Source organism: Aquimarina sp. BL5, assembly GCF_003443675.1.
Classification (GTDB): domain Bacteria; phylum Bacteroidota; class Bacteroidia; order Flavobacteriales; family Flavobacteriaceae; genus Aquimarina.
Map to the genome: position 1 here is coordinate 40329 of NZ_CP031963.1, position 14591 is coordinate 54919.

Here is a 14591-nt window from a genome sequence, read left to right on the forward strand (position 1 = left end):
GGCAATTACTTAAAACAAAAAAAAGCCCATAGAAATAAGGGTTTTATCGAATTAGTGTAGCGAGAGGGATGCACGACCTCCGTCCGCCTCAGGCGGATATGAATCCTTCTGTTATTTGATCAATTTATCTTTGACCCATTCTCTCCCTTTGCCAGATTTCAAAAACTTTTCTCTAACTAATGCTTCTTTTTTGGTTTCAACAACCTCCAGATAGACAACCTTCCAAGGTCTATATCGTATTGTAAATCCTTTTGTCGCTAATTGATTGTGAGATCTGAAACGACTTATTAAATCAGAAGTGTATCCGGTATAACTTTTGTCATACTTTTCAGAATATAATATGTAGACTACAAATTCCTTCATAAAAACAAAAAAAGCCCTTATTTCTAAGGGCTTTATCGAATTAGTGTAGCGAGAGGGGGGCGCGACCTCCGTCCGCCTCAGGCGGATATGAATCCTTCTGTTATTTGATCAATTTATCTTTGCCCCATTCTCTTCCTTTGCCAGATTTCAAAAACTTTTCTCTAACTAATGCTTCTTTTTTAGTTTTAAGAAACTCCAGATAGACCACTTTCCAAGGTCTATACCGTATTGTAAATCCTTTTGTCGCTAATTGATTGTGAGATCTAAAAAGACTTATTAAATCAGAAGTGTATCCGGTATAACTTTTGTCATACTTTTCAGAATATAATATGTAGACTACAAATTCCTTCATAAAACAAAAAAAGCCCTTAAAAGTAAGGGCTTTATCGAATTAGTGTAGCGAGGGGGGTACGACCTCCGTCCGCCTCAGGCGGATATGAATCCTTCTATTATTTGATCAATTTATCTTTGACCCATTCTCTCCCTTTGCCAGATTTCAAAAACTTTTCTCTAACTAAAGCTTCTTTTTGGGTTTCAACAACCTCCAGATAGACAACCTTCCAAGGTCTATACCGTATTGTAAATCCTTTTGTAGCTAATTGATTGTGAGATCTGAAACGACTTATTAAATCAGAAGTGTATCCGGTATAACTTTTGTCATACTTTTCAGAATATAATATGTAGACTACAAATTCCTTCATAAAAACAAAAAAAGCCCTTAGAAATAAGGGCTTTATCGAATTAGTGTAGCGAGAGGGGGTATGACCTCCGTCCGCCTCAGACGGATATGAATCCTTCTGTTATTTGATCAATTTATCTTTGACCCATTCTCTCCCTTTGCCAGATTTCAAAAACTTTTCTCTAACTAAAGCTTCTTTTTTGGTTTCAACAACCTCCAGATAGACAACCTTCCAAGGTCTATACCGTATTGTAAATCCTTTTGTAGCTAATTGATTGTGAGATCTGAAACGACTTATTAAATCAGAAGTGTATCCGGTATAACTTTTGTCATACTTTTCAGAATATAATATGTAGACTACAAATTCCTTCATAAAAACAAAAAAAGCCCTTAAAAATAAGGGCTTTATCGAATTAGTGTAGCGAGAGGGGGGCACGATCCCCCGACCTCTGGGTTATGAATCCAACGCTCTAACCAGCTGAGCTACCTCGCCAAATAGATGCTACATCATTTTAATTCGGGTGCAAATATAAAAACAAAAAGTATTGTAGCAAACTATAAAGTGGAATTAATTTTTTTTAAATACTCTTTTCAAATACTTTTAAAGTCAATAATTAATCTATATATTGGCTTACTAACAAATTTGCAATATGTCTGAAAAAATAAAATACGAACTTGAATTTGTAATACAATCCTCTCCACAGCTATTATATCAGTATATTTCTACGCCTTCAGGGCTTTCTGAGTGGTTTTCTGATAATGTAAATTCGCGAGGAGAAATGTTTACATTCATTTGGGATGATAGTGAAGAGGAAGCAAAACTTCTAAGTAAAAAAAGTGGAGAAAGAATTAAGTTCAGATGGATGGCTGATGATGAAGAAGGTGATGATTATTTTTTCGAACTGCGTATACAAGTTGATGAAATTACTAAAGACGTTTCTTTGATGGTTACCGATTTTTCTGATGATGATGAGATGGAAGAAAGTAAAATGCTATGGGATAATATGATAAGCAATTTGAAACATGTTTTAGGTTCTACATGATTCCTTTATTTTTATAATGTATATTTGCCCCGCCCAATAGCAATTGGTAATAAGGGGCTTTTTTTATGATCAATATTAACGGAAATTTATTAACTGATAATGAAGCTACATTATCAATTACTAATAGAGGATATGCATACGGAGATGCATTATTTGAGACAATACGAGTAAATTCTGGAACTATTCTTTTTTGGGAGGATCATTATTTTAGATTAATGGCTTCTATGAGAATTTTGAGAATGGAAATTCCTATGAATTTTACACCAGAGTTTTTACAACAAGAAATTCTAGATCTTATTGAGAAAAATGGCTTAACAAATTCTTCTGTTAGGGTGAAAATTATGGTAAATCGTCAAGAAGGTGGGCTATATACTCCAACGGTTAATAGTATTGATTATAGCATTTCAGTAAAGCCATTAACTACTAAGTTTTACACTCTTTCTGATGATTTATACGAAATAACTTTATTTAAGGATCATTATGTGGCTGCGGATCTTCTTTCTACATTAAAATCTAATAATAAGTTAGTGAATATATTAGGAGGAATTTTTGCAAAAGAAAATGGATTTGAAAACTGTTTGTTATTGAATGCTAATAAAATGGTAATCGAAGCATTGAATGGTAATTTGTTTTTGATTAAAGGAAACAAAATAAAGACACCGCCAGTATCTGATGGTTGTTTAAAAGGAGTTTTAAGAACTCAGTTATTAAGAATCCTTGAAAAATTACCTGAATATGAAATAGAAGAAGCTTCTATTTCTCCATTCGAGTTACAGAAAGCAGATGAATTATTCATAACAAATGTAATAACTGGAATACAGCCGATTTCCAAGTTTAGGAAAAAAGAATACGAATCCGAAGTGACACGAAGATTGTTAGGAATATTGAATGCAAGGATTCGAATAGGGGATTAGTTATAACTAGGATCTTCTGGAGCATTAGACCATAATAGGTAGTCTCCACCTAATTCTATCATTTTTTCTTTCCAAAATGTATTATAGGATTTTCCAATAATATTTTTTTCATAGGTGTTTTTTACAATCACCCATGAATTAGCCTCTAATTCTTGGAGTAATTGTTCTGCGTCCCATCCAGAATACCCCAGAAAAAAGCGAATTTCATTTGGAGTAATTTTATTTTGGGCGATTAATTCTGATACAACAGAAAAATCTCCACCCCAATAAATTCCAGAGGATATTTCTACGCTATTGGGTATTAAATCAGGAATTTTATGAATAAAATATAAGTTATCCTGTTCTACAGGTCCACCATTGTAGATTTTAAATTCAGCTTCTACTTCTGGAACCAAATCAGATAACACATAATCTAGAGGTTTATTCATAATAAAACCAATAGACCCTTGATCACTGTGATCCGCAAGAAGAACAACCGAACGGTTAAAGGAAACATCACCAATAATAGATGGCTCTGCAATTAGAAGATGTCCTTTTCCAGGTTGAAGTGATATCATTGATGGTGTAGTTTATACTAAAACTAAATAATTATTTCTAATAATCAAAGCGGATGCTTGATTTTTACGGGGAATCCATAAAAAAAGCTCCCTAAAAAGGGAGCTTTCTATAATATCAAAAACTAATTACATTAGTTAACTGAACTAGATAAATCTGCACCAGCTTTGAACTTTACAACGTTTTTAGCAGCAATCTTGATAGTTTTACCTGTTTGAGGGTTTCTACCTTCTCTTGCAGCTCTTTTAGAAACTGACCAAGAACCAAATCCTACTAAAGAAACACGATCTCCTTTTTTAAGAGAACCTTCAACATTTCCTAAGAAAGATTCTAAAGCTTTCTTTGCTGCTGCTTTTGTAATTCCAGCGTCAGCTGCCATTGCATCGATTAATTCTGTTTTGTTCATAATTCTGTTTTTAAATTAATTGTTGGTTAAACCAAATTTTTGTTAAACGCTCTACAAATTTATACGGATTTATGATTCATGCAAGGATTAGCCCAGTAAATACGGGGTTTTGTTGATAACTCAAGGTGATTGTTAATAAACAAGCAGGATTTTTATGAATTTTCTTACTCTAGTGATAGCAAGGGCTCAGCCCATTTTTGCGTCTTTATAAAAGGTATACCCATTAAGTAGTGCTTTAGCATCCATAGCTTTTTTCCCCGGAAGTTGGATTTTATTGAGAATAACATATCCATTTTTGACAGCCACCTTAATCGTAGAGCCTTCAACTATGACCTTTCCAATATCAAAATTATGGTCCTGATTCTCCATTTCCGCATTATACACTTTTATTGAGATCTCTTCTCCTTTATTATATAGAGAACACCAAGAAGCTGGATATGGGCTTAAACCTCTTATAAGATTATAAATAGAATGTATATCGTCATTCCAATTTATTTTGGTATTATCACGATGCAGTTTATAAGCGGTTTTTAGTTCTCCTTCTTTAGGTTGCTCTTTAGTAGTTACCGTTTTATTTTCTATTACCTTAATAGTATCAATAACCAATAATGCTCCTTCTACCATTAATTTATCATGAAGGATACCTGCCGTATCTTTATCCTGTATTTTTATTTCCTTCTGAAGAATGATATGACCTGTGTCTATTTTTTCATCAATGAAGAAAGTAGTAATACCAGTTTTTTGTTCTCCATTAATAATGGCCCAGTTAATTGGCGCAGCACCTCTGTAATCTGGGAGTAATGATGCGTGTAGGTTAAAGGTTCCGTATTTAGGCATATCCCAAACTACTTTAGGTAACATTCTAAATGCGACAACAATATTTAGATTAGCTCGTAACTCTTTTAGTTCTTCGATGAAAGCTTCGTCCTTTAGGTTTGTAGGTTGCAGTATAGGTAGGTTTTTGGATATTGCGTATTCTTTAACCGCAGATGCTCTTAGTTTTCTACCTCTTCCTGCTGGTCTATCTGGAGCAGTAATAACACCTACTACATTATAATTGTTTTCTATAATTGTCTTTAGGGTTTCTACGGCAAAATCCGGAGTACCCATAAATAGGATTCGTAAGTCTCTCATTATATCTTATACTAGTTGATAGTTGTTGTATGGATCAATTTTTATGATGTTGTGCTCATTTAACTCTCTTAATACTTCTAGAGCAGTTTCTTCAGGACATCTTAATTGAGTTAAAATGTCTCGGGAAGATAATTGCCTTTCTTGTAAAAGATTTATAATATTATTTCTAATCTCTTTAGGATCTGTGATAGTTTTATTATTAGCAATACAGACACTACAAATTCCACAGTCTTTTGAATCTTTTTCTCCAAAGTAAGCAAGTAATTGTTTACTTCTGCATATTGATTGGTTTTGTACAAAACCAATCATAGTTTTTACCTTATTTACTTTAGAATTTCTTAGTTCTTTAATATAAGGTTTTACTCTGTTAATAGTGTGATCATCTTCTCTAGGAACTAAAAAAACAATATCTGCATCGGTCAATTTATGATGAAATTCAAGTAATTCTGCATCTTGTAATTTTCTTAAAACTTCAATAACATTCGTTTCAGTAGTATTTACTTTAGAAGCAATAACGGATAGGTTAACTTTTACTTCTTCATCAAAAACACCTCCATAAGTTCGTAATATAGCTTTAGTAATTAATTCTAAATGTGGGTTTTGCTCTAAATATTTTAGAAGATGATTTCCTGTAGATGTAATGTGAATGGTACTTTTTTTAGTAAATCGCTGTGTAAAGTTAATAACACTACAGCGATCTAAAAATTGTAACGCATTGTAAGTCATTAGGGTATTTAGATTGTATGTCTTGCAAAAGCTGTTAAAATTAAAGCCGTGTATGGATTGTTCTCCTTCACCGTAGGATATTCTGAAATAATTGGATAGTTTGCGATATACTAATTTTACAAAATCTACATCAGGTAGTACTTTAATAAATTGGTTTTGAACTCTTACAATATCATTTTCGTTTTTAAGAAGAAATGCATAAGACGTTTCTCCATTACGTCCTGCTCTTCCTGCTTCCTGAAAGTAACTTTCTATACTCTCAGGAATATTATAGTGGATAATAGTTTTTACGTTTGCTTTGTCGATGCCCATTCCAAAAGCATTAGTAGCTACCATAACTCTAACTTCTTCTGCTAACCATTGCTGGAAGCGTTTAGTTTTTTCTTTAGCGTCTACACCACCGTGATAATAGGTAGCAGCATAACCACTAGCATTTAAAAATTCGCTAATTTCTATGGCTGATTTTCGGTTACGGACATAAATAATCGAACTTCCTTGGTATCGCTTTAGAATTCGGATAAGTTTGTCATTTTTATCCAAAGTATGGTAGACCATATATCCCAAATTGCCTCTAAAAAAAGATTGTCTGAATACTTTTGGTTGAAATAGATCTAATTCCTTAATGATATCCTCTACTACTTCTGGAGTTGCAGAAGCTGTTAGAGCAATAATGGGAACAGTCGGTTTAATCTCTCTTAGAATTTTAATTTTCTTATAAGAAGGTCTAAAATCATTACCCCATTGCGAAATACAGTGCGCTTCATCTACTGCAATAAGGTTGATATTCATTCTTTTTAGTCGTTCTTTTACCAGATCTTGTTGAAGGCGCTCTGGTGATAAGTATAAGAATTTATAATTACCATAAATACAATTATCCAGTAAAGTGTCTAACTCAGAATATTTAATTCCACTGGTCAATGCAATAGCTTTGATACCTTTTTGTTGCAGATGCTGTACCTGATCCTGCATTAAAGCAATCAGTGGTGATATTACAATACAGATTCCTGGTTTAAGCAGTGCAGGTATCTGAAAGCATATAGATTTCCCGCCACCTGTAGGGAGTAGGGTAAAGGTGTCATTGTTTTCAATAACAGCATTGATAATTTCTTCCTGTAATGGTCTGAAAGTATCATAATTCCAATTTTCATGTAATAGTTGGATTGGGGTAGTCATTAATGCTATACTGTTATTTTACGTGTTGTAATATAAAGGTACTACGTTCTTTTACATTTCCAAAAGGAACTTCAATACAATTGTATCCAAAATCTGAATAAGTGTCTAAAAGGTGATGATAAATCTCTTGTGCTTGGTCAAAGCTTTCGTATCTTTCGTTATCAGTCTTATGAATTTTTTCCCAAGGTGGCAACACAAAAACTAAATCATATATGTTTTCTTTGCAAGCTTTTATGAAATCCATAGGACTTGATTCTTTTGCATAATTCATATACGCAACAACATCGGGAATACCTCGATCCAGAAATACTCTTGATTGATTAACTTTTTTAGCTTCTTCAAATTGCGCTACCCGTTCTTCTAACAATTTTCGACTAAATAGAGTGGGGTCTTCTAAAAACAGTTGATCTACACCATTTTTTTGAGCCTCTTGGATGATAGCTCTGGACACTTCTTGGTAACAAGTTTCTCCGATTTGTTCGAGGTGCTCTATAATGGTAGTTTTCCCTGTAGATGGACCTCCTGTAATAACGATTTTATAATTTGCCAAAGAAATAATTTTTGAGGCGAATTTCGGAATTATAAAATGATTTTGAAAATACTTTGGTAAGTATACCATAAAGCTCTGTTAAAGTTGAATTTGTCAATCCGTATTTTTAGTAACTTCAGTAACGAAATAGTGATTATTCTCTTATTTAGACTAATTAAATACAAATCTTAAAATTTAAACTCATGCCTGTTTATAAGCTAAAAGTAAATGGTCAATCGCTTTCTGTAGAAGCCGATGAAGACACGCCTCTTTTATGGGTGTTACGAGATCATTTTGATCTGGTCGGAACTAAATTCGGTTGCGGTATTGGACAATGTGGAGCCTGTACTATTCATGCAGATGGAGTTGCGACTCGGAGCTGTTTATTAAAAGTTTCTGTTGCTACAGAAATGGAAATTAAAACAATCGAAGGTTTATCCAAAGATATTTCTCATCCAGTGCAACAAGCTTGGAAAGAGATCGATGTTCCTCAATGTGGATATTGTCAGGCAGGTCAGATTATGACTGCCGCAGCTTTTCTAGAACAAAACTCTAATCCTAGCAGAGAAGAGATTAGAGATGCTATGAGCGGTAATATTTGTAGATGTGCTTCTTATAATAGAATAGAAAAGGCAGTACAACAAGCAGCAAGTAAAATAAGCTAACCAATTTAAATCTCACGAAAATGAAACGCATAACAACTCCTTCTGTAAGTAGAAGGTCATTTATAAGAACATCAGCTTTGGCTGGTGGAGGAATTTTGATTGGTTTTAATCTATTTCAAGCATGTAAACCAGAAGTTACTCCTCCTACCGATATTGTAGATATCGCTGATCTGAATTTTAACGACTTTAATGCTTTTATTAAAATTGCAGATAACGGAATGGTAACTATTTTTTCGCCAAATCCAGAAATTGGACAAGGTGTAAAAACCTCTATGCCAATGCTAATTGCAGAAGAATTAGATGTTGCTTGGAAAAATGTGCATGTTGCTCAAGGAGCATTAGATACCAAAAATTTTACCCGACAAGTCGCCGGAGGAAGCCAATCCCTTAGGCAAGGTTGGGAACCATTAAGACAAACCGGAGCCACAGCAAGACAGATGTTAGTGAATGCTGCAGCGGTAAAATGGGGTGTAGATCCTTCAACCTGTAGTACAGAGAATGGAGTTATCAAAAATAGTAATGGGGATACGCTAGGATATGGTGAAGTAGTAAAAGAAGCTGCTTCTCTGGAGATACCAGAAAGTGTAAAACTTAAAGATCCAAAAGATTTCAATATTATAGGAAAAGATATTCATAATGTAGATGTGGATAAAATAGTAACTGGTAAGTCTTTATTTGGATTAGATTATAAGGAAGAAGGAATGGTTTACGTATCTGTTCTTAGACCGCCTGCTTTTGGAAAAAAATTACACGATTTTGATGTTACAGAGGCTAAAGAAGTCACAGGTGTAATAGATGCATTTAAATTCGGTGATAAAATCGCAGTTTTAGCAGAAAATACTTGGGCAGCAATGAAAGGTAAAAAGGCAGTGAAAGCGCAGTGGGTGAATGATTCTAAACTAGAAAACACGAAGGACCACGATAAAGCTTTGACAGATCTTTTAAATGGCAAAGAGTTTAATACAATGAGAGCTGATGGTGATGTTAAAAAGGCATTTGCAGCAGCAGATAAAGTTTTAGAAAGAGTATATGAATCTCCTTTTCTTCCGCATAATTGTATGGAGCCTATGAATTTCTTTGCGCATGTTACGGATGAGAAAGTTAGATTAGTGGGACCTATACAAACTCCAGCGGGAACCGCCAGAAGAGTAGCTGAACTACTAGATAGAAAACCCGAAGAAGTTTCAGTTGATATGACAAGAATGGGTGGAGGTTTTGGTAGAAGGTTATATGGTGACTTTGCCTTAGAAGCTGCAGAAATATCTAATATTTCCAAAAAACCGGTGAAGGTTGTTTATTCCAGAGAAGATGATATGTCTGCAGGAATTTATAGACCTGCAATTAAATATAAGATTAGTGCTGCTATCAAAGATGGTAAGTTAACGGGGTATCATCTGAAAGAAGCTGCTGTTAATTCTAATATGTATGGATTGATTCCAAACTTTTTTCCAGCGGGAGCTGTCGAGAATTACCAGGTAGATGTAGCAAAGTATGATAGTAATATTACTATTGGAGCGTGGAGAGCGCCTTATACTAATTTCTTAGCTTTTGCAGAACAAAGCTTTTTTGATGATCTGGCAGAGTTAATGGAAGTAGATAATATTCAATTGCGATTGGATTTGTTACAAAATGTGAAAGGTAATACGGATGAACGAATACAATATTCCCCAGAACGTTTAGAAAAGGTAATTAAAACAGCAATTGAAAAATCTGAATGGGGTAAAAAACCAGAAGGAGTATATCAAGGATTTAGTTCTTATTATTGTCATAATACACATGTTGCCGAAGTGGCAGATGTAGTACTAGTAGACGATCAACCTGTTGTTAAGAAAGTGACTTGTGTTGTTGATTGCGGAATCGTAGTAAATCCGCTAGGAGCAAAAAACCAAATTGAAGGAGGAGTTATTGATGGTATTGGTCACGCTATGTATGGAGATTTTTCTTTTAAAGATGGAGAACCACAAGACACGAATTTTGATACCTATCGTTTGATACGAATGAATGAAACTCCTATTGTAGAAACGCATTTTATAGAGAGTAACATCGCTCCTACAGGATTAGGGGAACCGACATTACCACCGGCAGGAGCTGCAGTAGCTAATGCTATTAAAGCAGCAAAAGGAGTGAGGTTGACAAAACAACCCTTTGTTAAGAATATGGATACCAAAGCAGTGTTGGGATAGTGTATGACACACGAGTTTAAAGAAATAATAGCATCATATCATAAAGCGAGTCAGAAGGGAATCCGAGCCGTCATTGCAACAGTAGTTGATATTGACGGCTCGTCATACCGACGGCCTGGCGTAGGGATGCTTATTTTAGAAAATGGTCAAATGACTGGTGCTTTGAGCGGTGGTTGTGTAGAAAAAGAAGTATTACGACAATCACAATCGGTTTTTATTACAGGTAGAGCGAAGATGATGACCTATAATGGTCGGTATCGTTTAGGTTGCGAAGGAATCTTATACATATTAATCGAACCTTTTTCTATAAGTTACAATACTGTTAGTACTGTACAGCAATATTTAGCTTCACGAAAACCTTTTGAGATTAAGTCTTATTATAATAAAGAAAAGGAAAGTGATAGTTTAATGGGATCCATAGTTTCGTTTGGTGAAAGTCAAGAATTTAGATTCTCAGATTATTTTGAGTTGAGTACTTCGCAGCAAGATCCTGCTTTAGACTCTTTTGATCGTAAGATGCAACCTTGCTTCCGATTAGTTATTATCGGATCAGAACATGATGCTAAACAACTAAGTACTATTGCTAGTGCAACCGGATGGGAAGTAGAAGTGGTGAATACTCCCAAAAATCCAAAAACCTTGTCTGATTTTCCGGGAGCTCAAAAAGTATTAAATCAATCTCCTGAAAATTTAGTGATCGATAAGGTAGATAAGCAGACTGCAATTGTCCTAATGACTCATAATTTTGCTAAAGATCTATTGTACCTGCAGTCAATTAAAGATACGCACCCGATTTATATTGGTCTATTAGGACCTTCCAGAAGAAGGGAAAAATTGCTTTCTGCCTTTATTGAATATTTTCCGGATGTGACTGATGAGTTTATGGAATGTATTCATGGTCCTGCAGGACTTAATTTAGGAGCAGAGACGCCCCAAGAAATTGCTATTTCGATTATTGCTGAAATTTTATCTGTAATTCGGAATCAGCAACCCATTCCGTTACAAGATAAAGCAGGTGGAATTCATGGAAATGTCCAAAAGGAAACAGTTGATAGCATTGTAAATAATCGCTAAGAAAATTGCACATATCATTCTGGCTGCAGGATCTTCTAGTCGTTTAGGAAGTCCAAAACAGTTATTACCTTGGAAAAATTCTTCATTAATTGTTAATGAGATTGAAAAATCATTGCAACTGAGAACGCTTACAACTTTTGTTGTTTTAGGAGCTCATTTTGAAACTATTCAAAAAGAAATTAAACATTTTCCTGTAGAAATTCTTCATAATACGAACTGGGAATCAGGAATGGGAGCTTCTATTAGTTTTGGAATAGAACATATTGTTAAGAATGAAAAAAATGTTGAGGCAGTGCTCATTACTTTGGTAGATCAACCATTGATTGATGAAGAACATTTGAATAATTTGATTTCAAAATTTAATAAAAACCAAGAGGCTATTATCGCTACATCAATGAAGGATCGAATTGGTGTTCCTGCTATATTTTCTAAGCGTTATTTTAACGAGCTTTTAGAGCTTAACGAAGATTATGGAGCAAGACAGATTATAAAAAAATATAAAGACCTTATAATCGCTACTGATGGAAAAGATAAAACTTATGATATCGATACAAAAGAGCAGTATAAAAGATTATCTGAAAGGATCAAACAGTAGATAGAAGCATTCTGATATATGAATGAGAAGGTGTATCTTTGCCAAAAATTTTGTGATACATGAATGATGCTTCGAAATCTGAAGAATTTTATAAAAAATTAAAAGTACAATTAGCGGACACAGCTTTATGGCCGACTGCTTATTTATATAAATTTATTGTTCCTACTGATTCTGATAAAGTGAATCAAATAGAAGGTATATTTGATAATCTCGGTGCTGTAATTACTACCAAGCAATCTAAAAATGGTAAATATACCAGTGTATCTGTCAATGTACGAATGAAAAATCCAGATCACGTTATTATCAAGTATAAAGAAGTTGCAGAGAAGGTAGAAGGGGTTATTTCTTTATAACTGAAATTTTTTATACACTTAAATAAGCATACTGATTTTATTTTAGTATTTTGCAAACCAATTATTGAGCAACTGAAAAGTCTACACTTTAGAAAGTCTATTTTATAACTTACCATTCCTTTTTAGAAAAGCTCATACTACTTTACATTTTATGGACGTTAACAATCATATGGAGATTAATAATTTAGAATATAACACAGAGCGCGAAAAGCTTATTATACCAGAGTATGGTCGTCATTTACAGAAAATGATTGATCAAGCTGTGGAAATAGAAGATAAAGAAGAAAGAAATAAAGTGGCAAAAGCAATTATTGCAGTAATGGGAAATCTACAACCTCACCTTAGGGATGTGCCTGATTTTCAGCATAAATTGTGGGATCAACTATTTATTATTAGTGATTTTAAATTGGATGTAGAGGCTCCATATCCTATCCTTACCAAAGAGAAGCTAGAAGAAAGACCAGAGCCATTAGAATATCCTCAGAATTTCCCGAAATATCGTTACTACGGTAACAATATAAAGAGAATGATTGACGTGGCTATTAGTTGGGAAGACGGAGATCTAAAAACAGCATTGACATATACGATTGCAAATCATATGAAGAAATGTTATCTAAACTGGAATAAAGATACAGTGGATGATAAAGCTATTTTTAACCATCTTTTTGAATTAAGTGATGGTAAAATAGATTTAAGAAATAGCGAAGAAGACCTTAGTTCTCCTTCAGATTTAATGAGAGGTAAGAAGAAAAGTTATCGCTCTAACAACAATTCTGGTAAAAAGAATTATAGAAGCGGTGGAAGCAACCGTGGAAAAAAACGTTATTAACCAATACCAACACCTATAACCATTCAACTTTTATGAGTACTTTTCAGATAGAAGGCGGTCATCAGCTAAAAGGAGAAATTACACCTCAAGGAGCTAAAAATGAAGCCTTACAGATTCTTTGTGCTGTATTACTAACCCCAGAAAAAGTAACGATTTCTAATATTCCTGATATTAGAGATGTTAATAAATTGATTGAGATTCTTAGAAATCTTGGTGTCAAAATTCAAAAGCTTGGGAAAGGTAAGTATACCTTCAAAAGTGATGAGCTGAATTTGGAGTATCTGGAAAGTGAGCAATTTAAGCAAGAGGGTAGTGGACTTCGAGGATCCATAATGATTGTAGGACCATTACTGGGAAGATTTGGTAAAGGATATATTCCACGTCCTGGAGGAGACAAAATAGGACGTCGTAGATTAGATACACACTTCGAAGGGTTTATTAATCTGGGAGCAGAGTTTAGATATAATAAGGAAGAACGGTTTTATGGAGTAGAAGCTCCAGAAGGATTGACGGGAACTTATATGTTATTAGATGAAGCATCTGTTACCGGTACTGCTAATATTGTGATGGCAGCAGCTTTAGCAAAAGGAAAAACCATGATCTATAATGCCGCTTGTGAACCATACTTACAACAATTATGTAAGATGATTAATTCTATGGGAGGTAAGATCCAGGGAGTTGGCTCTAATTTATTAACGATAGAAGGTGTTGAATCTTTAGGAGGCTGTGAACACCGTGTCCTACCGGATATGATCGAAATTGGTTCTTGGATTGGATTGGCCGCTATGACCAAAAGTGAAATTACAATTAAGAACGTAAGTTGGGAGAATTTAGGAATTATACCAAATACATTTAGAAAACTAGGAATCACTTTAGAACGTGTAGGTGATGATATTTATATTCCTGCACATAAAGATGGTTATCAGATAGAAAGTTATATCGATGGATCGTTTATGACAATTTCCGATGCACCTTGGCCAGGTTTCACACCTGACTTGTTGAGTATTGTCTTAGTAGTGGCAACTCAAGCTAAAGGAGAAGTGATGGTACATCAAAAGATGTTCGAGAGTCGTTTATTCTTCGTAGATAAGCTAATTGATATGGGAGCAAAAATTATTTTGTGTGATCCACATAGAGCAACCATTATCGGTCATGATTTTCAATCTACACTAAAAGCTACTACTATGGTATCTCCAGATATTAGAGCTGGAATCTCATTATTGATTGCAGCATTAAGTGCAAAAGGAACATCTACTATCCATAATATAGAACAAATTGATCGTGGGTATGAAAATATTGATGAGCGTCTAAGAGCAATCGGAGCAAAAATTATTCGAATAGAGTCTTAAAAACAAGATTTTAATAGAGCA

The 14591-nt window shown here is 34.3% G+C and carries 18 protein-coding genes and 1 tRNA gene; 9 read left to right on the forward strand and 10 right to left on the reverse strand.

Annotated elements, in window-relative coordinates:
• Positions 1-111: 111 nt before the first annotated feature.
• The 5 genes from D1818_RS00245 to D1818_RS00265 form a co-directional block, all read right to left on the reverse strand.
• Entirely contained in the window at positions 112-363 is a 252-nt protein-coding gene (locus tag D1818_RS00245; RefSeq protein WP_118455211.1) for a GIY-YIG nuclease family protein, read from the reverse strand.
• 100 nt (positions 364-463) lie between these two features.
• The gene (locus D1818_RS00250; protein WP_118455213.1) at positions 464-715 is read right to left on the reverse strand and encodes a GIY-YIG nuclease family protein; all 252 of its coding nucleotides are present in this window, start codon (positions 713-715) and stop codon (positions 464-466) included.
• Between the two features lie 97 nt (positions 716-812).
• Positions 813-1064 (reverse strand): GIY-YIG nuclease family protein, encoded by a 252-nt coding sequence (locus tag D1818_RS00255; protein ID WP_118455215.1) that lies wholly within the window; start codon positions 1062-1064, stop codon positions 813-815.
• A 99-nt stretch (positions 1065-1163) separates the two neighbouring features.
• Entirely contained in the window at positions 1164-1415 is a 252-nt protein-coding gene (locus tag D1818_RS00260) for a GIY-YIG nuclease family protein (RefSeq protein ID WP_118455211.1), read from the reverse strand.
• A gap of 46 nt (positions 1416-1461) precedes the next feature.
• A tRNA-Met gene (locus D1818_RS00265) sits at positions 1462-1535 on the reverse strand.
• A 157-nt stretch (positions 1536-1692) separates the two neighbouring features.
• Between D1818_RS00265 and D1818_RS00270 the strand changes: the two genes are divergently transcribed.
• Together D1818_RS00270 and D1818_RS00275 are read left to right on the forward strand one after the other, a co-directional pair.
• The gene (locus tag D1818_RS00270) at positions 1693-2085 is read left to right on the forward strand and encodes an START-like domain-containing protein (RefSeq protein WP_118455217.1); all 393 of its coding nucleotides are present in this window, start codon (positions 1693-1695) and stop codon (positions 2083-2085) included.
• Between the two features lie 65 nt (positions 2086-2150).
• Positions 2151-2999 carry an aminotransferase class IV gene (locus tag D1818_RS00275; RefSeq protein WP_118455219.1) on the forward strand — a complete coding sequence of 283 codons (849 nt, stop codon included), beginning with the start codon at positions 2151-2153 and terminating at the stop codon, positions 2997-2999.
• Here the strand turns inward: D1818_RS00275 and D1818_RS00280 are convergent.
• The 5 genes from D1818_RS00280 to D1818_RS00300 form a co-directional block, all read right to left on the reverse strand.
• Positions 2996-3556: a YqgE/AlgH family protein gene (locus D1818_RS00280; RefSeq protein WP_118455222.1), complete on the reverse strand. Its 561-nt coding sequence runs from the start codon at positions 3554-3556 to the stop codon at positions 2996-2998. The genes D1818_RS00275 and D1818_RS00280 overlap by 4 nt on opposite strands.
• Before the next feature lie 131 nt (positions 3557-3687).
• A complete protein-coding gene (locus D1818_RS00285) occupies positions 3688-3960 on the reverse strand; it encodes an HU family DNA-binding protein (protein WP_027391128.1) in 273 nt (90 codons plus the stop codon).
• A 186-nt stretch (positions 3961-4146) separates the two neighbouring features.
• A complete protein-coding gene (gene fmt / locus D1818_RS00290; protein WP_118455224.1) occupies positions 4147-5094 on the reverse strand; it encodes a methionyl-tRNA formyltransferase in 948 nt (315 codons plus the stop codon).
• A gap of 6 nt (positions 5095-5100) precedes the next feature.
• Positions 5101-6993: an ATP-dependent DNA helicase RecQ gene (locus tag D1818_RS00295; protein ID WP_118455226.1), complete on the reverse strand. Its 1893-nt coding sequence runs from the start codon at positions 6991-6993 to the stop codon at positions 5101-5103.
• Between the two features lie 13 nt (positions 6994-7006).
• On the reverse strand, positions 7007-7543 hold the full coding sequence (locus D1818_RS00300) for an AAA family ATPase (protein WP_233558618.1): 537 nt from the start codon (positions 7541-7543) through the stop codon (positions 7007-7009).
• A gap of 182 nt (positions 7544-7725) precedes the next feature.
• On the opposite strand from D1818_RS00300, the gene D1818_RS00305 reads away from it, so the two are divergent.
• The 7 genes from D1818_RS00305 to murA all read left to right on the forward strand — a co-directional run bounded on the left by D1818_RS00305 (position 7726) and on the right by murA (position 14570).
• Positions 7726-8187: a (2Fe-2S)-binding protein gene (locus D1818_RS00305; protein WP_118455230.1), complete on the forward strand. Its 462-nt coding sequence runs from the start codon at positions 7726-7728 to the stop codon at positions 8185-8187.
• Positions 8188-8207: 20 nt separating this feature from the next.
• The gene (locus tag D1818_RS00310; RefSeq protein ID WP_118455232.1) at positions 8208-10370 is read left to right on the forward strand and encodes a xanthine dehydrogenase family protein molybdopterin-binding subunit; all 2163 of its coding nucleotides are present in this window, start codon (positions 8208-8210) and stop codon (positions 10368-10370) included.
• A 3-nt stretch (positions 10371-10373) separates the two neighbouring features.
• Positions 10374-11444 carry an XdhC family protein gene (locus D1818_RS00315; protein ID WP_118455234.1) on the forward strand — a complete coding sequence of 357 codons (1071 nt, stop codon included), beginning with the start codon at positions 10374-10376 and terminating at the stop codon, positions 11442-11444.
• A 19-nt stretch (positions 11445-11463) separates the two neighbouring features.
• The gene (locus D1818_RS00320; RefSeq protein ID WP_233558619.1) at positions 11464-12039 is read left to right on the forward strand and encodes an NTP transferase domain-containing protein; all 576 of its coding nucleotides are present in this window, start codon (positions 11464-11466) and stop codon (positions 12037-12039) included.
• 59 nt (positions 12040-12098) lie between these two features.
• Positions 12099-12392: a DUF493 family protein gene (locus tag D1818_RS00325; RefSeq protein ID WP_118455238.1), complete on the forward strand. Its 294-nt coding sequence runs from the start codon at positions 12099-12101 to the stop codon at positions 12390-12392.
• A gap of 151 nt (positions 12393-12543) precedes the next feature.
• Entirely contained in the window at positions 12544-13221 is a 678-nt protein-coding gene (locus D1818_RS00330; RefSeq protein WP_233558617.1) for a DUF4290 domain-containing protein, read from the forward strand.
• 32 nt (positions 13222-13253) lie between these two features.
• Positions 13254-14570: a UDP-N-acetylglucosamine 1-carboxyvinyltransferase gene (gene murA, locus D1818_RS00335; protein ID WP_118455242.1), complete on the forward strand. Its 1317-nt coding sequence runs from the start codon at positions 13254-13256 to the stop codon at positions 14568-14570.
• The last annotated feature ends 21 nt before the right edge of the window (positions 14571-14591 follow it).